Below are 23934 nucleotides of genomic sequence, written 5' to 3' on the forward strand. Positions count from 1 at the left end.
GAGAACACCCATGGCTGCCTCCAAAAGACAGCCTTGAATCTGATTTGCTCAGCCTTGGGAATCCCAAGAGTCCACACGACCTAGGCCTTGGATGCCTCAGTCACCACACGGTCCATCGGAATATCGTCCGGCTGCGGGTAGATGGTGGTGATGCGCTGCAACTCGTAGCCGACGCCGATGACCAGCGGCTTGAACGGCATCGCGGCAAGCGTGCGATCGAAGAAGCCGCCGCCATAACCCAAGCGGAACTGCCCGGGATCGATGCCGACGATCGGCGAAATGACGACGTCGGGCAACACCGGATCACCGTCAGCCGGTATCGGGATATTCCAGACGCCCTTCTCCAGCCGGTCTCCGTGGGCATAGGCGCGAAAGACAAGCGGCCGGTCTTTCTCGACGACGACGGGCAACGCCGTGCGCCCGCCTCGCGCGTTAACGGTTTCCATCCAAGGGCGCAGGTCCGGCTCGCCGCGAAACGGCCAGTAGAGGCTGACCAAACGGCCGGCGATGTCGCCGATCACCGCGTCGAGCCCTTCGGCAATACGCTGCGACATAGCTGCGCGCGTGTCGGCTGAAACGGCAAGGCGGGATGCGATCAACCGCTCGCGCTCGGCCTTGCGCCAGCGCCTTACGTCGGTCCAGTCGGATAGCGGTGCTTGGAACTCCGGATCGAGCTCGTGCATAAAACAAGGCGGCGAGGCGTACTGCGCTGAGCCTTCGTCTTCATCGCTAGCCATGCTTCACCTGCAATATACAGTTCCAACCAAGTAGTATCCTGGACGCAGGCTATATCCGGGAACGAGTCCGCAGCATGCGTATTCACGACATCAAGCGACGACTCCCAGGTAGTTGCAGCGCAGGCATTGCTGCACTGCACAACGATACTTACATCAGCCTTGGCGAGAGGGATGAGCGAGATGAACACAGCCAACCATCACGTCGTCGTCGTAGGTGCCGGTTTCGGCGGCCTTGAGTTCACCCGCGCACTAGCCGGCTCGCCGGTGCGCATCACGATGATCGACAGGCGCAATCATCACCTTTTTCAGCCGCTGCTCTACCAGGTGGCGACGACGGCGCTGGCCACCTCCGAAGTCGCCTGGCCGATCCGCCATCTTCTGCGCAGGCGCAAGGACGTGACGACGCTGCTCGCCACCGTTACCGGCATCGACCGCACCGGCAAGCGCGTGCTGCTGCAGGACGGCGGCACGGTCGCTTACGACACGCTGGTGCTGGCCACCGGCGCGCGGCACGCCTATTTCGGCCATGACGAATGGGAACCGTTCGCCCCTGGCCTGAAGACGCTGGAGGACGCCACCACCATTCGACGGCGTATTCTTTTGGCTTTCGAGCAGGCCGAGCGGGAAACCGATCCCGCCCAGCGCCAGGCATTGCTGACCCTGGCGATCGTCGGCGGCGGGCCGACCGGCGTGGAACTGGCCGGCACCATTGCCGAGCTGGCGCACGACACGCTGCACGGCGAGTTCCGCAACATCGACACGCGGCAGACGCGTGTGGTGCTGATTGAGGCCGGTGACCGCATCCTCTCCAATTTCGCTCCCGAACTCTCCGATTATGCAACGAAGGCGCTCGAACGGCTCGGCGTGACCGTCGAACTCGGCCGGGCGGTTACGCGCTGCGATGCCGAGGGTGTCGTCTTCGGCGACACACATTTGCCGGCCGGGACAATCCTGTGGGCGGCGGGCGTCGCCGCTTCGCCGGCCGCCGAATGGCTCGGCGCGGCAGCGGACCGCGCGGGCAGGGTGCTTGTCGAGCCCGACTTGAGTGTGCCGGGAAACCCGGAGATTTTCGTCATCGGTGACGCAGCGCACGTCCTGCGGCCGGATGGCCGGCTGGTGCCGGGCGTCGCGCCCGCCGCCAAGCAGCAGGGACGGCATGTCGCCGCCACGATCAAGGCAAGGCTTACCGGTGACACGACACCGCGTCCTTTCAGCTACAGGCATGACGGCGACCTGGCGACGATCGGCAAGCGCGCCGCGGCCATCGATTTCGGCTGGATCAAGCTTACCGGCCGGCTTGCCTGGTGGCTATGGGGCTTGGCGCATATCTACTTCCTGATCGGCTTTCGTAACCGGCTTGCGGTTTCCCTGAGTTGGCTATGGATCTACTTCACCGGTCAGCGCAGCGCGCGGCTGATCACGCAGGGCGACGACGACAAGGGCTGATTGTTCGCTGCCGGACATTCATCGGCGCGTCACCTCCTCTTGATGGAATCGGCTTCTGGACTCGACTGGATTTCGGCGCGAAGCTTTGCTTCGGGCAGGACTTGTCACGTCGTGGAAGAAAGAGAAAACGAATGTCCCAATTGCGCCACCTCGTCTCACGCCGCGATTTCCTCGCCGGCGTCGCCGCCAGCGGAGCGCTGATCATGCTGCACCCGTTCTCCGCCCGGGCTCAAGCCAATCAGGCGCATCTGAGGATTATGGAGACGACCGACATCCACGTGAATGTGCTGCCTTACGACTACTACGCCGACAAAGCTAACGACACGATGGGGCTGTCGCGAACGGCATCGTTGATTGAAGCCGTGCGCAAGGAAGCAACCAACGCGATGCTGATCGATAATGGCGACCTTCTGCAAGGCAACCCGATGGGCGACTACATCGCCTACGAGAGGGGGATGAAGGATGGCGATCTGCATCCGGTCATGAAGGGCATGAACCTGCTCGGCTACGAATGCTCGACGCTCGGCAACCACGAGTTCAACTACGGCCTGTCGTTCATGGACAAGGTGCTGGCCGGTGCCAATTTCCCATTTGTCTGCGCGAATTTGATCCGCGGCACGGAGCTCGCCGCGAACCCGCGCGACGACAGGCTTTATCTCAAGCCTTACGTCATCCTCGACAGGAAGATCAAAGACGGGTGGGGGGCCGAGCAACCGATCAGGATCGGCATCATCGGCTTCGTGCCGCCGCAGATCATGGTCTGGGACCTGAAAAATCTCGAGGGCAGCGTCAAAACACGCGACATCGTCGAGGCGGCCAAGGCGTGGGTGCCGCAAATGAAGGAAGAAGGCGCCGACATCGTCATTGCGCTCTCCCATTCCGGCATCGACGTGAAGCAAAGTGACATGATGGAGAACGCCTCCTTCTTCGTTGCCGGTGTCGAAGGTATCGATGCGGTGTTCACCGGTCACCAGCATCTGGTCTTCCCCGGCAAGAAGGACTTTCAGTCGCTGGAAGCCGTCGATACGGCGAAAGGCACGTTGCAAGGCAAGCCCGCCGTCATGGCCGGCATCTGGGGCTCGCACATGGGGCTGATCGATCTGTTGCTGGAGCGCGACGGATCGACGTGGAAAATCGTCTCGGCGACCTCTGAGGCCAGGCCGATCTTTGAGCGGGTCGACAAAACGAACAAGCCGACCGTCGCGGACGACCAGCGCATCATCGACGCGCTCAAACCGGACCACGAGGCGACGCTTGCCTATGTGCGCCGGCCGGTCGGCAAAACCTCGGCGCCGCTCTATTCCTATTTTGCGCTGGTCGCCGATGATCCATCGGTGCAGATCGTCAGCCAGGCGCAGACCTGGTACTTGAAGGACATCCTGAAGAACACAGAGTGGAAGGATATGCCGCTGTTGTCGGCGGCGGCGGCGTTCAAGGCGGGCGGGCGCAACGGCGCCGACTATTACACCGACGTGGCGGTGGGCGATATCGCCATCAAGAACGTCGCCGACCTCTACCTCTATCCAAACACGGTGCGCGCCGTTGAAATCACCGGGGCAGAGGTGAAAGAATGGCTGGAAATGTCGGCCGGCATCTTCAACCGGATCGAACCGGGCAAAGCCGACCAGGCGCTCATCAACACTGACTTCCCATCGTATAATTTCGACGTGATCGACGGCGTCACGTACAAGATCGATCTGTCGCAGCCACCGAAATATGATTCGAAGGGCGGGCTGGTGAATGCTGGCTCGACCCGCATCATTGACTTGATGTTCGACGGCAAACCGATTGACCCCAAGCGGAAATTCGTCGTCGCCACCAACAACTACCGAGCCGGCGGCGGGGGCAATTTCCCGGAGATCAATGCCTCGAAGATCATCTACGAAGCGCCCGACACCAACCGCGATGTGATCGTGCGCTATATCGTCAGCAAAGGCACCATCAACCCGTCGGCGGACGCCAACTGGTCGTTTGCGCCACTGCCGGGAACCCGCGTCGTATTCGAGACCGGCGCCAAGGCGAAGGAGTTTATTGCGCAAGTGAAGTCGCTGAAGATCGAGCCGGCGGGCGAGGGCGAAGCGGGCTTTGCAAAATACCGCATCACTCTTTGAGGCGAGGATTTGAACGTCGGCTCGAAACTGTCTCAGCGTTAAGATACTGCCCCGATACGGCCAATCTGTTTGAGACAGGGGGCCTCTTCAAGCGGGTGGTGCGAAACGCCGCTTGACGGCGGCCAGATCCTGCGCGTCCGTCGAAATCCCGCCGGAATAATCGTGTCGCAGTCGGTCGATCGAGGCGGGGAGCGGTCGTCGAAGCCGAGCGGGTTATCTTTCCAAGGCGCCCTGTGGCGGTAGCGCCATTCTGGCCAGCAAGCATCGCAGCAGACAGACCACAAAGGCCATTAAGATTCGGGGAGGGTCCCCAGCAGCGTTGGAATCGCTATGGTTGCAACCGTCCATATGCGCTAGTTTTAGTCATGCGTTATGTCATCGTCATCACGACCGTCACATTTTTCCTGATCTGGGACGGCATTTACAACCAAGGCCGCTACCTCGACAGGACGGTCAGGGAGGTGACCCGCATCGTGCACTATGTAACGAGCATGGTGTAGTTTCTCTTCGCAGCTATGGTTCGCAGACGCGACAAACCTGCCGATTGACGGCACGCTGCCGCTGACACAAAAGAACGCCGGTCCAACGGTCGAGGAGGCTGGGTTGATCCGGCATATCGTTTTCTTCAGCGCACGGCATAAAGCGGATGTCGAGGCAGTGCGCACGGGCCTCCTGGCGCTTGGCAAGATACCTCATTCGCGTCATTTCGAGGTAACGCTCAACACCAAGGTCGACCCGCTCTCGGATGAGATCGATGTGGTCGTCTACGCCGAGTTCGAGGACGAAGCGGCGCTCGCCGCCTACAAGGCGCATCCGCTCTATGCAGAGACGACCAGCCGGGTCAAACCGCTACGCGAATTGCGTTATTCGGCCGACATCGTTGCAAGTTGACCGCCCTCAAGGCAGATTTGACGTCGCGGAGGAGCTCCGCGCCGTAGCCCGCTTCACTCCGTCTGAGCCGCGGAGGTTTCGGTCGGATCGACGCCCGGCCGCTTTGGCGCGTTCCAGATCAGCACGGCGATAACTGCTATCGCAATAACGGCTAGGGCGATGAAAAGGTCTCTTCCCATGGCAATGAGCTAGGATGATTTTTGCGGGCGGCAAGTCGGCTCCTCGCGGCCGAGGCCTGCGATCGCCGCTGAGGCACCGGCTAAGCCCTTGAACCATTTTCAGGAATGAGGCACATCGCGCGGGACATGACCGAAAACACCCCCGCAAGGCCTCATCCGCTCGATCACCTGGTGCTGCCGACAGCAAGCCTCGATGTTGCGCGGGCGCGCTTGGCCCTGCTCGGCTTTACCGTTGCGCCGACAGGTATCCACCCTTTCGGAACGCAAAACTGCTGTGTCTTTCTCACCGACGGCACCTATCTCGAGCCGCTCGCGGTCGCTGACCGGCAGGCCGTGGCAACGGCGATCGCGAACCGCAATGTCTTTGTCGTGCGTGATCGCACGTATCGCGAAGAAAACGGCGATGAAGGATTTTCTGCCGTGGCGCTGGGCACCGAAAGCGCCGCCGCGGACCACGCGCGCTACATGGAAGCCGGTCTGTCGGCGGGAGACGCGCTAAGCTTTTCGCGCGCCTTCACCGATGCGGCGGGAAAGAGCGACACCGCATCGTTCAAACTGGCCTTCGCGGCTACAGGCAAGACAGCGGACGCTTTTCTCTTCGCTTGCGAGCGGATCAATGCGCCGAACGTCGACCGCACTGCGTTGCAGGCCCACGCTAATGGCGCAACCGGCATTGTCGAAGTCGTGGCAGTCACTGGCGAACCTTTCGAACAAGGCCGTTTGATTTCGATCGCAGCCGGAATCGAGGCGCAGGGCGGCGGCACTGTCTATGAGCTGCCGAATGCCGTCGTGACCGTTCTGGATCCTGCAGCCTATTCGGCACGCTTCGGCATTCCTGCCGGCGCACCATCTGAACTCCGCTTTGCCGGGATCGTCTTTTCGATTAGGCACGGCGATGCCGTCGCCAAGCTGCTTGCAGCCAATTCTGTCGAACACCACATGCGCGGCGGTGATACCATCGTGCCGCCGGCGCCAGGGCAGGGCGCAGCCTTCATTTTCCGGGAGATCGCATGAACAAGCTCAATCCACTGATGCCGAACTCTTCCGTTGCGGTCGGCAAAGTCATTTTCGGCAACAGCGCGCCCCTATCGCTGATCGCTGGTCCATGCCAGCTGGAATCGCGGCAGCACGCTTTCGACATGGCCGGTGCGCTAAAGGAATTGACCGACAGGCTCGGCATTGGGCTCGTCTACAAGACCAGCTACGACAAGGCCAATCGCACCTCGCTTGGCGGCACGCGCGGCGCGGGACTTGAAGCGGCAATGCCGATCTTCGACGACTTGCGCAGGAATTTTGCGCTGCCGATCCTGACCGACGTCCACACTGAGGAACAATGCGCGATCGTCGCTCCGCATGCCGATATCCTGCAGATTCCTGCCTTCCTCAGCCGCCAGACCGATTTGCTGATTGCTGCGGCAAGAACCGGCAAGGTGGTCAATGTGAAGAAGGGGCAATTCCTCGCGCCGTGGGACATGAAGAACGTCGTCGCCAAGATCATCGGCTCCGGCAACGCCAATGTCTTGGTCACCGAGCGCGGCGCATCCTTTGGTTACAACACCCTGGTGTCCGACATGCGGGCGCTGCCGATCATGGCCGAGATCGGCGCGCCGGTGATTTTCGATGCCACCCATTCCGTGCAGCAGCCGGGTGGGCAGGGCGGTTCGTCTGGAGGCGACCGGCGCTTTGTCGAGACGCTGGCGCGCGCGGCCGTCGCGGTTGGCGTCGCCGGCGTCTTCATCGAGACGCACCAGGACCCCGACAACGCGCCTTCCGACGGTCCCAACATGGTGCCGCTAAAGGATCTTCCCGCATTGCTTGAACGGCTGATGGCGTTCGATCGCATTGCCAAAAGCGTGGGTTGAACCAGCAGTTGCGCCACAGCAGCGCCGCCAGGAAACTTTGAAGAATTTCGAACCTGCCTGGAACCTTAGCCCGCGGCCCTCATTGTCAAAATCTAATGTCAACGACGACGAGGAGCACACCATGACGACCCAGACGGGACACACCGAAGCCATCGCCGCTTCGCGGGTTATCGGCACATCGGTCTACAATACGGAAGGCACTCATATCGGCGACATCGAGGACGTCATGCTCGACAAGCTGTCGAACGGAATCATGTTTGCCGTGATCGGTTTTGGTGGATTTCTCGGCATCGGCGAGAAATACCACGCCATTCCGTGGGCGAGCCTTGACTATGACGAGAACAAGGGCGGCTATGTCGTGCCGTTCACCAAAGACCAGCTGATGGCCGCTCCTTCCTATTCGATCAACGAGTTGACCGGCGCCGACGGCGAGGCCGCGCGTGATGCCTCATATAACTACTACAAGGTCGAGCCTTACTGGCACTGACCTTACTGGCACTGACTAAGTCTCCTGGAATCAAAAAGGCCCCCGGGAAATCGGGGGCCTTTCGATGTGGCGGGATGCTACTGCGCAATCTGCAGGGCCGGCAAAGGCGACGATCCCTGCGGGGGTTGCTGATTGTCGCACGACGTCAGGAACGCAGCCGCGATCAGGAATAAACTCACAATACCGCTCAACTGGGACATGGCGAAACTCCTCCTGTTTCGCCCCGCGCGACAACAGCCATAAACCAGAAACCGGCATGCCGCGTATGACAAATGATGACAGCGCTTCGTGCTTCGTGAATCCGTAGCGCACGGGCAATATTTGCAAGTGCCCCGATTGCGTTTTGCGGCGCTTTGGCTAAGAGGTGCGCGACGCTTCAATCGATCAATCGGGGACATCGCAATGACGGCCATCATCGACATTGTCGGGCGTGAAATCCTGGACAGCCGCGGAAATCCGACCGTCGAGGTCGACGTCGTGCTCGAAGACGGCTCGATGGGTCGCGCCGCGGTGCCGTCCGGCGCCTCGACCGGCGCGCATGAGGCGGTCGAACTGCGCGATGGCGGCCCCCGCTATCTCGGCAAGGGCGTGCTCACGGCGGTCGAGGCGGTGAACGGCGAGCTGTTCGAGGCGATCGGCGGCATGGAGGCAGAGAATCAGATCCATATCGACCAGACCATGATCGAGCTCGATGGTACGCCCAATAAGAGCCGGCTCGGCGCCAATGCCATCCTCGGCGTGTCGCTGGCTGTGGCCAAGGCTGCGGCCGAAGCGGCCGACCTGCCGCTCTATCGTTATGTCGGCGGCACCAAGGCCCATGTGCTGCCGGTGCCTATGATGAACATCATCAATGGCGGCGCGCATGCCGATAACCCGATCGATTTCCAGGAATTCATGATCCTGCCGATCGGCGCGCCGACGCTGCGCGACGGCGTGCGCTGGGGCTCGGAGATCTTTCATACGCTGCGAAAGAAGCTGAAGGACGCCGGCCATAACACCAATGTCGGCGACGAGGGCGGCTTTGCCCCCAACCTGAAGAGCGCGCCGGCCGCGCTCGACTTCATCATGGAATCGATCGAGCAGGCTGGCTTCAAGCCCGGCGAGGAGGTTGCGCTGGGCCTCGACTGCGCGGCGACCGAATTCTTCAAGGATGGCAACTACGTCTATGAAGGCGAGAGGAAAACCCGCGACCCGAAGGTGCAGGCCAGATATCTGGCCAAACTTGCTGCCGACTACCCGATCATCACCATTGAGGACGGCCTGGCGGAGGATGACTGGGACGGTTGGAAAATACTGACCGATCTCATCGGCAAGCAAACGCAGCTGGTTGGCGACGATCTGTTCGTCACCAACACGGCGCGGCTGCGCGACGGCATCCGCATGGGCGTCGCCAATTCGATCCTGGTCAAGGTCAACCAGATCGGCTCGCTTACCGAAACGCTCGACGCCGTCGAGACCGCGCACAAGGCCGGCTATACCGCGGTGATGTCGCACCGCTCGGGCGAGACCGAGGATTCGACCATCGCCGACCTCGCCGTTGCTACCAATTGCGGGCAGATCAAGACGGGCTCGCTGTCACGCTCGGATCGCATGGCCAAGTACAACCAGCTCATCCGCATTGAGGAGGAGCTCGGCAAGCAGGCGCGATATGCCGGCAAGTCGATCGTGAAAAGCTGATTTCGAGAGAAAATCCGTGGCGACGAGGGCGGGGACATTCCCGCCCTTTTTTGCTTCCAGGCACTGAATCCAACAGGCTGTAACCGTCCATTAAGCACAATCGGGCGACAAAGGCGGCGTAGAGGATTCGGACCATGTGGACACGCCAGCACAAGCAAAGAAACACCGGCCGGCTGATCATCCCCTCGCTCTGCGTGGTGTTCCTGACTTATTTCGGTTTCCATGCCTATCATGGCGAGTTCGGCATCTATTCCAAGTATCAGCTCGAAGCTGAGACTGCCGAATTGCAGGGCAGGCTCAATGCCGTCAGGGCGCGCCGGATCGATCTCGAGCGCCGCGTTCAGCTGATGCATGAGGGCACGCTGGAGAAGGACATGCTGGACGAGCAGGCGCGCAAGGCGCTTAATCTGTCCCACGCCGACGAGATCACCATCATGCTGCCGGTCGCAAGATAACTTGATCTCAGTTAATCAGCGATATTTGCAATGATTTTAATTGCTTAGATGCATGACAGCCATGCGTTTTCGGCATGGCGAAAGCCTTCCCTGCATGTTAGCCTGCCTCAAATCGGTGGGAGAACTGATCTCCCTCGCTGTCCGCCAAGAGACGCCAACAGGGAGTGATGCATGGCCACCGCCACCAGAAAAGCGCCTGCCAAATCCAAATCAGACGGCAAGATGCCGGGCCTTTCCACCCCGAAGCCTGTTGAATTCACCAAAGACCAGGAGCTTGCCGCCTACCGGCACATGCTGCTCATCCGCCGCTTCGAGGAAAAGGCCGGCCAGCTTTACGGCATGGGCTTCATCGGCGGTTTCTGCCACCTCTACATCGGCCAGGAAGCGGTCGTTACCGGCATGAAGATGGCGCTGATCGACGGCGACCAGATGATCACCGCCTATCGCGACCATGGTCATATGCTGGCCATGGAGTTGTCACCACGCGGCGTCATGGCCGAACTGACCGGGCGCCGTAGCGGTCTGTCGAGAGGCAAGGGCGGCTCCATGCACATGTTCTCCAAGGAGAAGCATTTTTACGGCGGCCACGGCATCGTCGGCGCGCAAGTGTCGCTCGGCACCGGCATTGCCTTCGCCAACCGCTATCGCGACAACAACAATGTGACGCTGACCTATTTCGGCGATGGCGCGGCGAACCAGGGCCAGGTCTACGAAAGCTTCAACATGGCCTCGCTGTGGAAGCTTCCGGTGATCTACATCATCGAGAACAACCGCTACGCCATGGGCACCTCGGTCTCGCGCTCGTCGGCCGAGACGGATTTCTCGCACCGCGGCGCGTCCTTCAAGATTCCAGGCATCCAGGTCGACGGCATGGATGTGCGCGCTGTAAAGGCAGCCGGCGACCTCGCCGCCGAATGGTGCCGCGCCGGCAACGGGCCGCTCATTCTCGAAATGCAGACCTATCGTTACCGCGGCCATTCGATGTCAGATCCGGCAAAATACCGCTCCAAGGAAGAAGTGCAGAAAATGCGCTCCGAACGTGACCCGATCGAGCAGGTCAAAGCGCGGCTGCTCGACAAGAAATGGGCAAGCGAGGACGAGCTCAAGGCCATCGACAAGGAAGTCCGCGACGTTGTCGCCGACGCCGCAGAATTTGCCCAGAACGACGCGGAGCCGGATCCGTCCGAGCTCTGGACCGACATCGTACTTTAACGAGAGGGCAAGGACATGCCGATCGAAATTCTCATGCCCGCCCTCTCGCCGACCATGGAAGAGGGTAATGTTTCCAAGTGGTTGAAGAAAGAGGGCGACAAGGTCGCGGCGGGTGACGCCATTGCCGAGATTGAGACCGACAAGGCAACGATGGAAGTCGAAGCCGTGGACGACGGCACGCTTGCCAAGATCGTGGTTCCTGCCGGCACCGAAGGTGTCAAGGTCAACACGCTGATCGCTGTGCTGGCCGTCGATGGCGAAGACATCGACGAGGAGGCTGTTGAGGCGCAAGCAGCAGCGCCCGCTGCCGCTCCGGCCCCCGCGGCTGCTGCGGCCAAGAGCGAAGCGGCAGCACCTGTTGCCGCTGCGCCTAGGTTGGAAATTGCCGCCGATCCGGACATCCCGGCCGGCACCGAAATGGTCTCGACCACAGTGCGTGAAGCCTTGCGCGACGCAATGGCGGAGGAAATGCGCCGCGACGGCGACGTCTTCGTCATGGGCGAGGAAGTCGCCGAATACCAGGGCGCCTACAAGATCACACAAGGCCTGTTGCAGGAATTCGGTCCGCGGCGCGTAGTCGACACGCCGATCACCGAGCACGGCTTTGCCGGCGTTGGTGTTGGCGCGGCGATGGCCGGCCTGAAGCCGATCGTCGAATTCATGACCTTCAACTTCGCCATGCAGGCGATCGACCAGATCATCAATTCAGCCGCCAAGACGCTCTACATGTCCGGCGGCCAGATGGGCGCCCCGATCGTCTTTCGCGGCCCGAACGGCGCGGCTGCCCGCGTCGCCGCGCAGCATTCGCAATGCTATGCCGCCTGGTACAGCCATATTCCCGGCCTGAAGGTGGTGATGCCCTATACCGCCGCCGACGCCAAGGGTCTGCTCAAGGCGGCGATCCGTGACCCGAACCCGGTCATCTTCCTCGAGAACGAAATCCTTTACGGCCACTCCTTCGACGTGCCGAAGATGGACGATTTCGTGCTGCCGATCGGCAAGGCGCGCATTCACAAATCCGGCAAGGACGTGACCATCGTCTCGTTCGGCATCGGCATGACCTACGCGATCAAGGCCGAGGCGGAGTTGCGCGGCATGGGCATCGATGCCGAGATAATCGACTTGCGCACCATCCGCCCGCTCGACTTCGACACGATCATCGCCTCGGTCAAAAAGACCAATCGCCTCGTGGTGGTCGAGGAAGGCTTTCCGCAGAACTCGGTCGGCGACCATGTCGCCAATCAGGTCTCGCAGCGCGCCTTCGATTTCCTCGATGCACCGGTCATTACAATTGCCGGCAAGGACGTGCCGATGCCCTATGCGGCGAACCTCGAAAAGCTGGCGCTGCCCAATGTCGGCGAGGTCGTCGAGGCGGTCAAAGCCGTCACGTATCGCTGAGCAGGGCGGGAGGACAAAATGCCGATCAACATCACCATGCCGGCGCTTTCGCCCACAATGGAAGAGGGCAACCTTTCCAAGTGGCTGGTCAAGGAAGGCGACAAGGTCTCGCCGGGCGACGTGATTGCCGAGATCGAGACGGACAAGGCAACGATGGAAGTCGAAGCCGTCGACGAAGGCACGGTCGCCAAGCTGGTGGTTCCGGCCGGCACTGAAGGCGTCAAGGTCAATGCGCTGATCGCGGTGTTGGCGGCTGAGGGCGAGGATGCGGCGGCCGCCGCGAAAAGCGGTGACGGCGCCGCGCCGGCAAAGGCTGAGGCTCCGAAAGCGGAAGCCGCCAAAGCGGAAACATCAAAACCCGAAGCGTCGAAGCAGGAGCCTGCCGCACCTGCGCCTGAGGCGGAAGCGGTGCCGGTCGCCAACGGCCACGCAAACGGTGAGCGCATCTTCGCCTCGCCGCTGGCCCGGCGCATCGCCAGCGAAGCTGGTATAGATGTCGCGGCGCTGACAGGCTCCGGCCCCCGCGGCCGCGTGGTAAAGGCCGATGTCGATGCCGCAATTTCCAGTGGCGGCGCCAAGGCGGCACCAGCAGCAAAAGCGGCGCCCGCTGGCGCTCCGGCACCTGCGGCCGCAGCGCCCAAGGCAATGTCGGACGAGCAGGTGCTCAAACTGTTTGCCGAAGGCTCCTACGAGCTGGTCCCCCACGACAATATGCGCAAGACCATTGCGCGGCGGCTGGTCGAGGCCAAAACCACCATCCCGCATTTCTATCTGACGCTCGACTGCGAGCTCGACGCGCTTCTGGCCCTGCGCACGCAGATCAATGCGGCCGCCCCGGTGAAGAAGACCGAGAAGGGCGAAACGCCGGCCTACAAGCTTTCGGTCAACGACATGGTCATCAAGGCTCTGGCCATGGCGCTGATGGCGGTACCGGACGCCAATGCGTCGTGGACAGAAAACGCCATGGTCAAGCACAAGCATGCCGATGTCGGCGTTGCCGTATCGATCCCCGGCGGCCTGATCACCCCGATCATCCGGCGTGCCGACGAAAAGACGCTGTCCGTCATCTCCAACGAGATGAAGGATCTTGCCGGCCGCGCCCGCAGCCGCAAGCTGAAGCCGGAAGAATATCAGGGCGGCACCACGGCGGTGTCCAATCTCGGCATGTTCGGCATCAAGGATTTTTCTGCCGTCATCAACCCGCCGCATGCGACGATCCTGGCGGTCGGCGCCGGCGAGCAACGCGCGGTGGTCAAGAACGGCGAGATCAAGATCGCCACGGTCATGTCGGTGACGTTGTCGACCGATCACCGCGCCGTCGACGGTGCGCTCGGCGCCGAGCTGCTCGTCGCCTTCAAACGCATGGTCGAAAACCCGATGGGCATGCTGGTTTAAGAGAGGGGAACAGGGCGGTGCGGAAATTCTTCACCAGCCTTTTTGCCTTCTTTCTTTCCGGTTTGGCGGGCGGATTGGTGGCGCAGTGGCTCGCCGTCGCCACCAATGCCGACGTAGAGTACATCCTTGTGTTCATGATCTCTGCTCTCGTCACCGTCCTCGTGACGGTCGCGTTCTTCATCGCACAATTCATGTCGGACCCACGACGGGCAACAAAGCTGACGGCGACCATAGGGGTAGCGTTTTTTGTGCTCGTTGGAGTTGCCCTGATCGGCTGGACTTTCTCCCAGCCCCCAGGCAAGAGCCAGGGGTCGGGCGATCTTCCCGTAGTCGCCGGTCTCGTCCTGCCAGGCATCGCTACGGTGCTGGTCCAGTGGCTTTTCGTCCGCTGGCGATTGGCGCGCTCGCAACCAGGTTTCGGCGGGGCAGGCACATGAAGACGGTCCTCTGCTACGGCGATTCGCTTACCTGGGGCTATGACGCGGCAAACCTCGGCCGGCATCCGCTGGAAGATCGCTGGCCGAGCGTGCTGCAGGCAGCGTTGGGCAGCGGCGTCGAGGTCATCGCCGAAGGCCTGAATGGCCGAACCACCGCCTTCGACGATCACTTGGCCGGGGCGGACCGTAATGGCGCAAGGCTGTTGCCAACAATCCTGACGACGCACGCACCGATCGACTTGATCGTCATCATGCTCGGCGCCAACGATATGAAGCCGTGGATTCATGGTAATCCGGTCGCGGCCAAGCAAGGCATGCAACGCCTGATCGATATCGTGCGCGGTCACGATTACCCGTTCGATTGGCCGGCGCCGCAGATCCTGATCGTCGCGCCGCCCGTAGTCAGCCGCACGGAAAACGCCGAGTTCAAGGAAATGTTCGCCGGCGGCGATGACGCGTCAAAGCGGCTGGCGCCGCAATATTCCGCCCTTGCCGACGAGGCCGGCTGCGGCTTCTTCGATGCCGGCACGGTGGCCAAAACCACGCCGCTCGACGGCGTCCACCTGGACGCGGAAAACACGCGGAACGTCGGGCAAGCGCTGGCGCCGCTCGTGCGCCTCATGTTGGAATTGTGAAGGAGAAAGCCGTGGCTGAGAACTACGACGTCATCATCATCGGCTCCGGCCCCGGCGGCTATGTCACTGCAGTGCGTTCGGCCCAGCTTGGCTTCAAGACGGCGATCGTCGAGCGCGAGCACTTGGGCGGCATCTGCCTCAACTGGGGCTGCATTCCGACCAAAGCGCTGCTGCGCTCCGCCGAGATCATGCACTATTCGGATCATCTGAAGGACTACGGCCTGAAGATCGATGGCAAGGTCAGCGTCGACACAGCCGCCGTCGTCGATCGCTCGCGAAAGGTCTCGCTGCGGCTCAACGGCGGCGTCGGCTTCCTGATGAAAAAGAACAAGGTTGACGTCATCTGGGGCGAAGCCAAGCTGACCAAACCTGGCGAGATCGTCGTGTCGAAATCGTCGAAGAAGCCGATGGAGCCGCAGCCGCCGGCGCCCAAGGGCGTCAAGGGCGAGGGCACCTACAGCGCCAAGCATATCATTCTGGCGACCGGAGCGAGGCCGCGCGCATTGCCCGGCATCGAGCCGGACGGCAAGTTGATCTGGACCTATTTCGAGGCCATGGTGCCGAAAGAGATGCCGAAATCGCTGCTGGTGATGGGCTCGGGCGCCATCGGCATCGAGTTCGCCTCGTTCTACCGCACCATGGGCGCCGAGGTGACGGTGGTCGAACTGCTGCCGGCTGTGATGCCGGTCGAGGACGCCGAGGTCTCGAAATTCGCGCAGAAGCAGTTCGAGAAGCAGGGCATGAAGATCATTCTAGAAGCCAAGGTGACCAAGGTCGAGCAGGGCACTAACTCGGTCACGGCGCATGTCGAGATGAAGGACGGCAAGGTCGAGAAGATCACCGCCGATCGTATGATCTCGGCCGTCGGCGTACAGGGTAACATCGAAAACCTCGGCCTCGAGACGCTCGGCGTGAAGACGGACCGCGGTTGCGTCGTCGTCGACGGCTACGGCAAGACAAATGTGCCGGGCGTCTACGCCATCGGCGACGTTGCCGGACCGCCGATGCTCGCCCACAAGGCCGAGCATGAGGGCGTGGTCTGTGTGGAAAAGATCGCCAATTTCCCCGGCGTGCATGCCATCGACAAGCTGAAGATCCCGGGCTGCACCTATTGCAATCCGCAAGTCGCCTCGGTCGGACTGACGGAAGCCAAAGCGAAAGCCGATGGCAAGGACATCCGCGTCGGCCGCTTCCAGTTCGCCGCAAACGGCAAGGCGATTGCGCTGGGCGAAGACCAAGGTTTCGTCAAGACCATTTTCGACAAGAAGACCGGCCAGTTGCTGGGTGCCCACATGGTCGGCGCAGAAGTAACCGAACTGATCCAGGGCTTCGTCGTGGCGATGAATCTGGAGACCACCGAGGAAGAGCTGATGCACACGATCTTCCCGCACCCGACGCTGTCGGAGATGATGAAGGAGAGTGTACTCGACGCCTATGGCCGCGCACTGAATGCATGATAAATTAGTTGGGCGAGTCTCACACGGAAGACACAGAGGAACTCGACGGCAGAGCAATTCGTTTCGCAGGCATCATCCATCATACAAGGAGAGGGCATATGGAAATGAACGGCGTGGGCTGGGTTGCAGCCATCATCATCGGTGGCCTGGCGGGGTGGCTGGCCGAGATGGTCATGAAGAGCAATACCGGCATCCTCATGAACATCATTCTCGGCATTGTCGGCGCAATCGTGTTGAACGCCATCTTGCAGGCCCTGAACATCGGCATCTTCGGCGTCGGCTGGATAGCCTATCTGATCACCGGCTTCATCGGTGCCTGCATTCTGATTGCGGTCGGACGACTGGTGCGCCGCTAACCTCTGTCGGCACTTGCTATGCGAAAAAGGTCACCGCGGCATGCGTGATCGCGGCCTTTTTCTTTTCGCCGAAAAGTCCTAGATGACGTGGGTAGAGCGAGCGCTGGACAAGCGCTTGCCAATGAGCCGGGTTTCACATGGTCACCGTCCTCGACACGATTGCCAATGCGCCGCGCCTGCGGCATCCCGAAAAGGCGCACAAGCCGGATCAGGACGTACTGCGCAAGCCTGACTGGATCCGCGTCAAGGCGCCGATGTCGAAAGGCTATGCCGAGACGCGCGAAATCGTGAAGTCTCACAAACTGGTGACGGTTTGCGAAGAGGCGGGCTGCCCCAATATCGGCGAGTGCTGGGAGAAGAAGCACGCCACCTTCATGATCATGGGCGAGATCTGCACGCGGGCCTGCGCCTTTTGCAATGTCGCCACCGGCATCCCGACCGCACTCGATCCCGACGAGCCGGCGCGCGTCGCGCATGCGGTCAAGCAAATGGGCTTGAGCCATGTCGTCATCACCTCCGTCGATCGCGACGATCTGGCCGACGGCGGGGCCCAGCATTTTGCTGATGTCATCCGTGCGATCAGGGCAGCAACCCCGTCGACGACGATCGAAATCCTGACGCCCGATTTCCTGCGCAAGGACGGTGCGCTGGAGATCGTGGTGGCGGCCAGGCCGGATGTTTTCAACCATAATCTCGAGACCGTGCCGTCTAACTATCTGACGGTTCGGCCGGGCGCGCGCTATTTCCACTCGATCAGGCTCTTGCAGCGGGTCAAGGAGCTTGACCCCTCGATCTTCACCAAGTCCGGCATCATGGTCGGCCTTGGCGAGGAGCGGAACGAAATTCTGCAGCTGATGGACGATTTGCGTTCGGCCAATGTCGACTTCATGACCATCGGCCAATATCTGCAGCCGTCGAAGAAGCACCATCCGGTGATCCGCTTCGTCACGCCGGAGGAATTCAAGTCCTTTGAGACGATCGGCAGGACCAAGGGCTTCCTGCTGGTAGCGTCGAGCCCGCTGACGCGCTCGTCGCACCATGCCGGGGACGACTTTGCCAGGTTGCGCGCGGCGCGCGAAGCGTTTCTCAAAAAGTCCGCCTAACACTGGTTTTATGCCACAATTCGAAGCCCATCGCCGCGTTGCGCATACGCCGGAGCAGATGTTCGCTCTGGTCGCCGATGTCGAATCCTATCCGCAATTCCTGCCGCTTTGCGAGGCACTGACGGTTCGCTCACGCAAGGAACGCGACGGGCGCACCTTGCTCATCGCCGACATGAGCATCGGCTACAAGGCGATCCGCGAGACCTTTACCACGCAGGTGCTGCTGAAGCCGGACGAGAACGCCATAGATGTCAAATACATCGACGGCCCTTTCAAATATCTGAGCAATGTCTGGCGCTTCGACCCGGCGGACGGCGCTGGTTGCAACGTCTGCTTCTTTATCGACTACGAGTTCAAGAGCCGCATTTTGGGTGCGTTGATGGGAACCATGTTCGACCGCGCCTTCCGCATGTTCTCCGAGGCGTTCGAGAAACGGGCCGAAATCATCTACGGCGCGCCATCGACGGCCTGATCCGCAGCGAGCGCGCGCAGACCCAGTTCAAGCGCATGACGGACCGTCTCCCTGCGGATGTAATCGCGGCCCTTGTCGGCGAACAGCTGGCATTCGCTGACTACCGGCCGGCCAGCCACGGCAACGCCGAACCAGACCAGGCCGACAGGTTTTTCCGCCGAGCCGCCGTCCGGACCGGCGATGCCGGTCACCGCCAGGGCGAGCCCGGCCGGCGAATGCGCCAAGGCTCCGGCCGCCATCTCCACCGCAGTCTCGCGCGAGACCGCGCCGTGCGCCTCGAGCGTAGCGGCCGAGACGCCGAGCATCTCGGTCTTGGCCTGGTTGGAATAGGTGATGAAGCCGCGATCGACCACCGCGGAAGAGCCGGCGATGTCGGTCAGCGCGGCGATGATCATGCCGCCGGTGCAGCTCTCCGCCGTCGCCAGCATCATGCCGCGCTGCTGGCAGGCCTTAAGCAGGGCATCTGCGAGACCGCTATTGCTCATTCAGGGACATCCCCTGGAAACACAACGCTGGCAGTCGCGATGGCCGCTATGCCTTCCTCACGGCCGACGAAGCCGAGCTTCTCATTGGTTGTCGCCTTGATCGAGATGCGATCGCGCGAAATTCGCAGCATTGCCGAAAGCGCTTCGGTCATGGCCTCGCGATGCGGGCCGACGCGCGGCGCCTCGCAGATCAGGGTGATATCGGCGTTGGCGATGCGTCCGCCGCGCGCGCGCACCAGCCTCACCGCGTGTTCGACGAAGATGCGTGAAGCGGCCCCTTTCCACTGCGGGTCGGAGGGCGGGAAATGCGTGCCGATGTCACCGGCGCCGCAGGTGGCGAGCAGGGCGTCGGTCAAGGCGTGGAGACCGACATCGGCATCCGAATGGCCGGACAACTTCCTATCGTGTGGAATGGCGACGCCGCACAGGGTGACATGGTCGCCGGGCACGAACGCATGGACGTCATAGCCATTGCCGGTTCGGATGTCGGGAAAACGCGGGGCGCTGGAAAGCCGCTGATCCGCCATTGCAATATCCCGTGCCCAGGTCAGTTTGACGTTGTCCGGCGAGCCGGGAACGATCTTCACCGGAATATGCGCCCATTCGGCGATTGCCGCATCGTCGGTGAAATCCGCTTTGCCCAGATGATGAGCCTTTTCGTGCGCAGCCAGGATCGGCCAGAACGGAAAGCCTTGCGGTGTCTGTGCGGCATGAAGCCCGGCCCTGGACACGGTTTCGCCGATCATGCCTTCGGCCGTTTCGCGCTTGAGCGTATCGGCAACCGGCAAGGCAGGCAGTGCCCCCTGGCGCTCGCCAATGGCGGCGATCGTGCGGTCTATCAGTTCCGCATCGACAAACGGCCGGGCCGCATCATGGATCAAGACCCGGCCCGGCGCATTGCTTCTCAACGCCAGCAGTCCAAGGCGGACGGACTCCTGCCGTGACGTACCGCCGGTCACCGCGACGACACGGTCGGCGTTCGCACCGGCCGCACGGCGGAAAAGCGCGCCGTCGTCGGCATGGATAGCAACGACGACAGGTCCAATCTTCGGATGCGTCAGAAAGGCGCCGAGCGTGCGTGCGATAACGGCGCCGCCGCCGATTTGCTGGTACTGCTTCGGCCCCTTGGCCTGTCCGGCGCGCGCGCCGCGGCCGGCAGCAACGATGACCACGGCGACCTTGTCGTCCGCAGCTTGCTTTTCGCTCGCATCTCTCATGCCGAGACGCTTAACGCATGATCCCGAAAAGTGGTATCGCTTTTGGAAGACCCAGGATTGATGCGGTTCGGCGATCCGTATTTTTCCCAAATGCGCCTTAATGTCACGACATTGCGCGTTGCACATTGCCGCCGTTCTGGCTAGAGAATGTGCAGCAACCGAAGGTGCTTGGTTTTTGTGCATGCCTGATGTGACCAAATTGGCTTCGCCGCTGGATGTGGGTGGCGTGAGAATCCGCAATCGCGTATTTCTCGCGCCCATGTCGGGCATCACCGACGAACCGTTCCGGCAACGCGCCCATGCGCATGGCGCCGGGCTAGTCGTATCGGAAATGGTGGCGAGCGGCGAGCTTGCAAAGGGCAGGGCTGGTTCCGGCCTGCGCATCCGTCATTCCGGGCTGCCTGTCCACATGGTCCAGCTTGCCGGCCGTGAGGCGGCGCACATGGCCGAGGGCGCGCGAATCGCAGCCGGCGAAGGCGCCGACATCGTCGACATCAACATGGGCTGTCCGGCCAAAAAGGTGACGGGCGGCTATGCCGGTTCGGCACTGATGCGAGATCTCGACCACGCGCTGTCGCTGATCGAAGCGGTAGTCGGCGCGGTCGACGTGCCGGTCACGGTCAAAATGCGGCTCGGCTGGGACGAAGGCGCGCTCAACGCGCCGATGCTGGCGCGACGCGCCGAGCAGGCCGGGGTGATGATGGTGACGGTGCATGGCCGCACACGTTGCCAGTTCTATCAGGGCACGGCCGACTGGCGTGCCATCGCACGCGTCAAGCAGGCCGTCTCGATCCCTGTGGTTGCCAATGGCGATGTCGGCTCGCCGGCAGAGGCTGCGTCGATCCTTGACCAATCCGGCGCCGACGCGGTGATGATCGGCCGTGCGCACTATGGCGCGCCGTGGACCGCCGGCAGCATTGTAGCGGCCGCGCTGGCCGAGCCGGTATCCGGCATGCCGGAAAGCCCGCAAGCGCTGACCGATTACGTCATTGCCCATTACGAAGACATGCTGACGCTCTATGGCGTGGAAAGCGGATTGCGCCAGGCGCGCAAGCATCTCGGCTGGTATCTCGACCGCCACGCCGCCACAAGCGACGACCGGCGCAAGGCCATACTCACGTCTTTCGAGCCTGGGCGCGTCATTTCCTTGCTGCGCGACGTATTTTCAAGCGCTCCCGAAGCAGCGAACCTGCGGAGTGCGGCATGAACGCCACCGTCACACAGAGCACGGATATGGCGGACGCCGCGCATATTGTGCTCAACACCATTCGTCGGCCGGTGATCATGGTCGATCCGCAAGGCTTCATCACCTTCGCCAATGCCGATGCCGAGGATTTTTTCCGTTCGAGCGCCACGATGCTCGCCCGCAACACGCTGCACAAGCTCATTCCTTTCGGCAGCCCGCTGCTGACGCTTGTCGACCAGGTGCGCGAGCGCCGGGCGCCAGTCAACGAATACCGGGTGGACGTGTCGTCGCCGCGGCTCGGCATCGAGAAGGTGGTCGATCTCTACGTCGCGCCTGTGACGGAATTTCCAGGCTCCGTCGTGGTAATGTTCCAGGAACGCTCAATGGCCGACAAGATCGACCGGCAGATGACGCATCGCGGTGCGGCGCGCTCGGTCACCGGCCTTGCCGCGATGCTTGCCCATGAGATCAAGAACCCGCTGTCCGGCATTCGTGGTGCCGCGCAGCTGCTTGAACTGTCGGCGTCCGACGAGGATCGCGCACTGACCAGGCTGATCACCGACGAGACCGATCGCATTGTCTCGCTGGTCGACCGCATGGAGGTGTTTTCGGACGAGCGGCCGATCGACCGCTACCCCGTCAACATCCATGTCGTGCTCGACCATGTCAAGGCAATCGCCAAGAACGGTTTTGCCAAGCGGATCAAGATATTGGAGGATTATGATCCATCATTGCCTCCGGTTTTTGCCAATCGCGACCAGCTCATCCAGGTCTTCCTCAATCTGGTAAAAAATGCCGCCGAGGCGATCGGCAGCGATCCACAGGGCGAGATCATGCTGTCGACCGCCTTCCGCCCGGGCATTCGCGTTTCTGTGCCCGGAACGCAGGACCGCGTGTCGCTGCCATTGGAATTCTGCGTGCGTGACAACGGTTCGGGTGTCTCCGAAGATATCCTGCCGATCCTGTTCGATCCCTTCATCACCACCAAGCCGAACGGCTCCGGTCTCGGTCTGGCGCTGGTCGCAAAGATCGTCGGCGAGCATGGCGGCATCATTGAATGCGAATCGACGCCGCGCGGGACCACCTTCCGTATCCTGATGCCGGCATGGAAAGAAACCCAGTTTGGCACCGACGACGACGGTGAAGGAGACCGCAAATGACCGTTCGCGGCAATATTCTCGTCGCTGACGACGATGCGGCCATCCGCACAGTCCTCAACCAGGCGCTTTCGCGCGTCGGTCACGACGTGCGCGTCACCTCCAATGCCTCGACGCTGTGGCGCTGGGTGGCGGCGGGCGAGGGCGATCTGGTCATCACCGACGTTGTCATGCCCGACGAGAACGCCTTCGACATGCTACCGCGCATCAAGAAGGCGCGACCGGAACTGCCGGTCATCGTCATGAGTGCGCAGAACACGTTCATGACAGCAATTCGTGCCTCCGAAACCGGGGCCTACGAGTATCTGCCGAAACCGTTCGACCTGACCGAGTTGCTCAACATCGTCAACCGCGCTCTTTCCGAGCCGCGGCGGCCGAAGATCGATACGCGGGCCGACGAGCCGCCGGAAACGATGCCGCTGGTCGGCCGCTCGGCGGCCATGCAGGATATCTACCGCATGCTGGCGCGCATGATGCAGACCGACCTGACGGTCATGATCAGCGGAGAGTCGGGTACCGGCAAGGAACTGGTGGCGCGCGCGCTGCATGAATACGGCCGCCGCCGAGGCGGTCCCTTCGTCGCCATCAACATGGCGGCGATCCCGCGCGACCTGATCGAATCGGAACTATTCGGGCACGAGAAGGGCGCCTTTACCGGCGCGCAGAACCGCTCCACCGGCCGTTTCGAGCAGGCCGAAGGCGGCACGCTCTTCCTCGACGAGATCGGTGATATGCCGATGGAAGCGCAAACGCGGCTGCTGCGTGTGCTGCAGCAGGGCGAATACACCACGGTCGGCGGCCGCACGCCGATCAAGACCGACGTGCGCATCGTCGCTGCCACCAACAAGGACCTGCGCACACTGATCAATCAGGGGCTTTTCCGCGAGGACCTGTTCTACCGTTTGAACGTTGTGCCGCTCAGGCTGCCGGCGCTGCGCGAGCGCTCGGAGGACATTCCGGACCTCGTCCGCCACTTCTTCAAGCTCGGCGTCAGTGAAGGCTTGCAGACCAAGCGCATTTCCACCGGCGGCATCGAGCTGATGAAGCGCTACCCATGGCCGGGTAATGTGCGCGAACTCGAAAATCTCATCCGCAGGCTGGCCGCACTGTATTCGCAGGACGAGATCTCCGCGGAGATCATCGAGGCGGAGTTGAAGACCGGCGAAAGGCCTGTCGTTCCAGGTGGCGGCAACCTCATTCCCGACGACCTTTCCATCGGCCAGGCGGTGGAGCATTTCCTGCAACGCTATTTTGCCTCGTTTGCCGGCGACTTGCCCCCGGCCGGGCTCTATCAGCGAATCCTCTCCGAGGTCGAATATCCGCTGGTCCTCGCCTCGATGACCGCAACGCGCGGTAACCAGATCAAGGCTGCGGAATTGCTGGGCCTCAACCGGAACACGCTGCGCAAGAAGATTCGCGAACTCGGCGTCAACGTCTACAAGTCGTCCAGGCAGGTCTAGACGAATCCCTTTAAGAGCGCTTTCCAGGGGATCGATTGCCGAAAGATTTCCGTCTCGGCCACACTTGTTGCATAATCGCCACAATGCGTTGCATACATCCGACGCAATCACTGGCTCTA

Annotated in this window: 24 protein-coding genes; 21 read left to right on the forward strand and 3 right to left on the reverse strand. The window is 61.7% G+C overall.

Annotated features, from left to right (window positions below):
• Positions 1–80 precede the first annotated feature (80 nt).
• Complete coding sequence (locus NKH60_RS29635) at positions 81–737, reverse strand: 5-formyltetrahydrofolate cyclo-ligase (protein ID WP_352874365.1); 657 nt, start codon at positions 735–737, stop codon at positions 81–83.
• Between the two features lie 180 nt (positions 738–917).
• Between NKH60_RS29635 and NKH60_RS29640 the strand changes: the two genes are divergently transcribed.
• From NKH60_RS29640 to NKH60_RS29725, 18 genes are all read left to right on the forward strand, one after another.
• On the forward strand, positions 918–2183 hold the full coding sequence (locus NKH60_RS29640; protein ID WP_352874367.1) for an NAD(P)/FAD-dependent oxidoreductase: 1266 nt from the start codon (positions 918–920) through the stop codon (positions 2181–2183).
• Positions 2184–2314: 131 nt separating this feature from the next.
• On the forward strand, positions 2315–4294 hold the full coding sequence (locus tag NKH60_RS29645; RefSeq protein ID WP_352874368.1) for a bifunctional 2',3'-cyclic-nucleotide 2'-phosphodiesterase/3'-nucleotidase: 1980 nt from the start codon (positions 2315–2317) through the stop codon (positions 4292–4294).
• Positions 4295–4659: 365 nt separating this feature from the next.
• The gene (locus tag NKH60_RS29650) at positions 4660–4794 is read left to right on the forward strand and encodes a hypothetical protein (RefSeq protein WP_292655342.1); all 135 of its coding nucleotides are present in this window, start codon (positions 4660–4662) and stop codon (positions 4792–4794) included.
• A gap of 103 nt (positions 4795–4897) precedes the next feature.
• On the forward strand, positions 4898–5185 hold the full coding sequence (locus NKH60_RS29655) for a Dabb family protein (protein WP_254817185.1): 288 nt from the start codon (positions 4898–4900) through the stop codon (positions 5183–5185).
• A gap of 305 nt (positions 5186–5490) precedes the next feature.
• Complete coding sequence (locus NKH60_RS29660) at positions 5491–6378, forward strand: VOC family protein (RefSeq protein WP_352541999.1); 888 nt, start codon at positions 5491–5493, stop codon at positions 6376–6378.
• Complete coding sequence (kdsA, locus tag NKH60_RS29665) at positions 6375–7226, forward strand: 3-deoxy-8-phosphooctulonate synthase (RefSeq protein ID WP_352874370.1); 852 nt, start codon at positions 6375–6377, stop codon at positions 7224–7226. Before NKH60_RS29660 ends, kdsA begins: the two co-directional genes overlap by 4 nt.
• Positions 7227–7347: 121 nt before the next feature.
• Positions 7348–7713, forward strand: coding sequence for a PRC-barrel domain-containing protein (locus NKH60_RS29670; RefSeq protein WP_023675091.1), 366 nt, complete (start codon positions 7348–7350; stop codon positions 7711–7713).
• A gap of 402 nt (positions 7714–8115) precedes the next feature.
• Positions 8116–9390 carry a phosphopyruvate hydratase gene (gene eno, locus NKH60_RS29675; RefSeq protein WP_352471834.1) on the forward strand — a complete coding sequence of 425 codons (1275 nt, stop codon included), beginning with the start codon at positions 8116–8118 and terminating at the stop codon, positions 9388–9390.
• A 134-nt stretch (positions 9391–9524) separates the two neighbouring features.
• Entirely contained in the window at positions 9525–9845 is a 321-nt protein-coding gene (locus NKH60_RS29680) for an FtsB family cell division protein (RefSeq protein WP_352874372.1), read from the forward strand.
• Positions 9846–10067: 222 nt separating this feature from the next.
• A complete protein-coding gene (gene pdhA, locus NKH60_RS29685) occupies positions 10068–11057 on the forward strand; it encodes a pyruvate dehydrogenase (acetyl-transferring) E1 component subunit alpha (protein WP_352815660.1) in 990 nt (329 codons plus the stop codon).
• 15 nt (positions 11058–11072) lie between these two features.
• Complete coding sequence (locus NKH60_RS29690; RefSeq protein WP_352874374.1) at positions 11073–12455, forward strand: pyruvate dehydrogenase complex E1 component subunit beta; 1383 nt, start codon at positions 11073–11075, stop codon at positions 12453–12455.
• Positions 12456–12473: 18 nt separating this feature from the next.
• On the forward strand, positions 12474–13850 hold the full coding sequence (locus NKH60_RS29695) for a pyruvate dehydrogenase complex dihydrolipoamide acetyltransferase (RefSeq protein ID WP_352874376.1): 1377 nt from the start codon (positions 12474–12476) through the stop codon (positions 13848–13850).
• Between the two features lie 17 nt (positions 13851–13867).
• The gene (locus NKH60_RS29700; RefSeq protein ID WP_352471837.1) at positions 13868–14287 is read left to right on the forward strand and encodes a hypothetical protein; all 420 of its coding nucleotides are present in this window, start codon (positions 13868–13870) and stop codon (positions 14285–14287) included.
• Positions 14284–14922, forward strand: a complete 639-nt coding sequence (locus NKH60_RS29705; RefSeq protein ID WP_023675083.1) for an SGNH/GDSL hydrolase family protein — start codon at positions 14284–14286, stop codon at positions 14920–14922. Before NKH60_RS29700 ends, NKH60_RS29705 begins: the two co-directional genes overlap by 4 nt.
• Positions 14923–14933: 11 nt before the next feature.
• On the forward strand, positions 14934–16379 hold the full coding sequence (lpdA, locus tag NKH60_RS29710) for a dihydrolipoyl dehydrogenase (protein ID WP_352471838.1): 1446 nt from the start codon (positions 14934–14936) through the stop codon (positions 16377–16379).
• A 98-nt stretch (positions 16380–16477) separates the two neighbouring features.
• Positions 16478–16735, forward strand: a complete 258-nt coding sequence (locus NKH60_RS29715; protein WP_292655302.1) for a GlsB/YeaQ/YmgE family stress response membrane protein — start codon at positions 16478–16480, stop codon at positions 16733–16735.
• Between the two features lie 137 nt (positions 16736–16872).
• Positions 16873–17838, forward strand: coding sequence for a lipoyl synthase (gene lipA, locus NKH60_RS29720; protein WP_352471839.1), 966 nt, complete (start codon positions 16873–16875; stop codon positions 17836–17838).
• Between the two features lie 10 nt (positions 17839–17848).
• Positions 17849–18310: a type II toxin-antitoxin system RatA family toxin gene (locus tag NKH60_RS29725; RefSeq protein ID WP_352471840.1), complete on the forward strand. Its 462-nt coding sequence runs from the start codon at positions 17849–17851 to the stop codon at positions 18308–18310.
• On the opposite strand, the gene NKH60_RS29730 is transcribed toward NKH60_RS29725, so the two are convergent.
• A complete protein-coding gene (locus NKH60_RS29730) occupies positions 18286–18795 on the reverse strand; it encodes a CinA family protein (protein WP_352833569.1) in 510 nt (169 codons plus the stop codon). The genes NKH60_RS29725 and NKH60_RS29730 overlap by 25 nt on opposite strands.
• Positions 18792–20012 (reverse strand): bifunctional 2-C-methyl-D-erythritol 4-phosphate cytidylyltransferase/2-C-methyl-D-erythritol 2,4-cyclodiphosphate synthase, encoded by a 1221-nt coding sequence (locus NKH60_RS29735; RefSeq protein ID WP_352682707.1) that lies wholly within the window; start codon positions 20010–20012, stop codon positions 18792–18794. The genes NKH60_RS29730 and NKH60_RS29735 overlap by 4 nt, the downstream gene beginning before the upstream one ends.
• Positions 20013–20193: 181 nt before the next feature.
• Between NKH60_RS29735 and dusB the strand changes: the two genes are divergently transcribed.
• Genes dusB through ntrC form a run of 3 tightly spaced genes read left to right on the forward strand, consistent with a single transcriptional unit; the run spans position 20194 to position 23815 of the window.
• Positions 20194–21219 carry a tRNA dihydrouridine synthase DusB gene (gene dusB / locus NKH60_RS29740; protein WP_352542008.1) on the forward strand — a complete coding sequence of 342 codons (1026 nt, stop codon included), beginning with the start codon at positions 20194–20196 and terminating at the stop codon, positions 21217–21219.
• On the forward strand, positions 21216–22358 hold the full coding sequence (locus tag NKH60_RS29745; RefSeq protein ID WP_023675075.1) for a two-component system sensor histidine kinase NtrB: 1143 nt from the start codon (positions 21216–21218) through the stop codon (positions 22356–22358). Before dusB ends, NKH60_RS29745 begins: the two co-directional genes overlap by 4 nt.
• The gene (gene ntrC, locus NKH60_RS29750) at positions 22355–23815 is read left to right on the forward strand and encodes a nitrogen regulation protein NR(I) (RefSeq protein WP_254817199.1); all 1461 of its coding nucleotides are present in this window, start codon (positions 22355–22357) and stop codon (positions 23813–23815) included. The genes NKH60_RS29745 and ntrC overlap by 4 nt, the downstream gene beginning before the upstream one ends.
• Positions 23816–23934: the final 119 nt, after the last annotated feature.

Source organism: Mesorhizobium sp. M1006 (genome assembly GCF_040318825.1).
Lineage (GTDB): Bacteria > Pseudomonadota > Alphaproteobacteria > Rhizobiales > Rhizobiaceae > Mesorhizobium.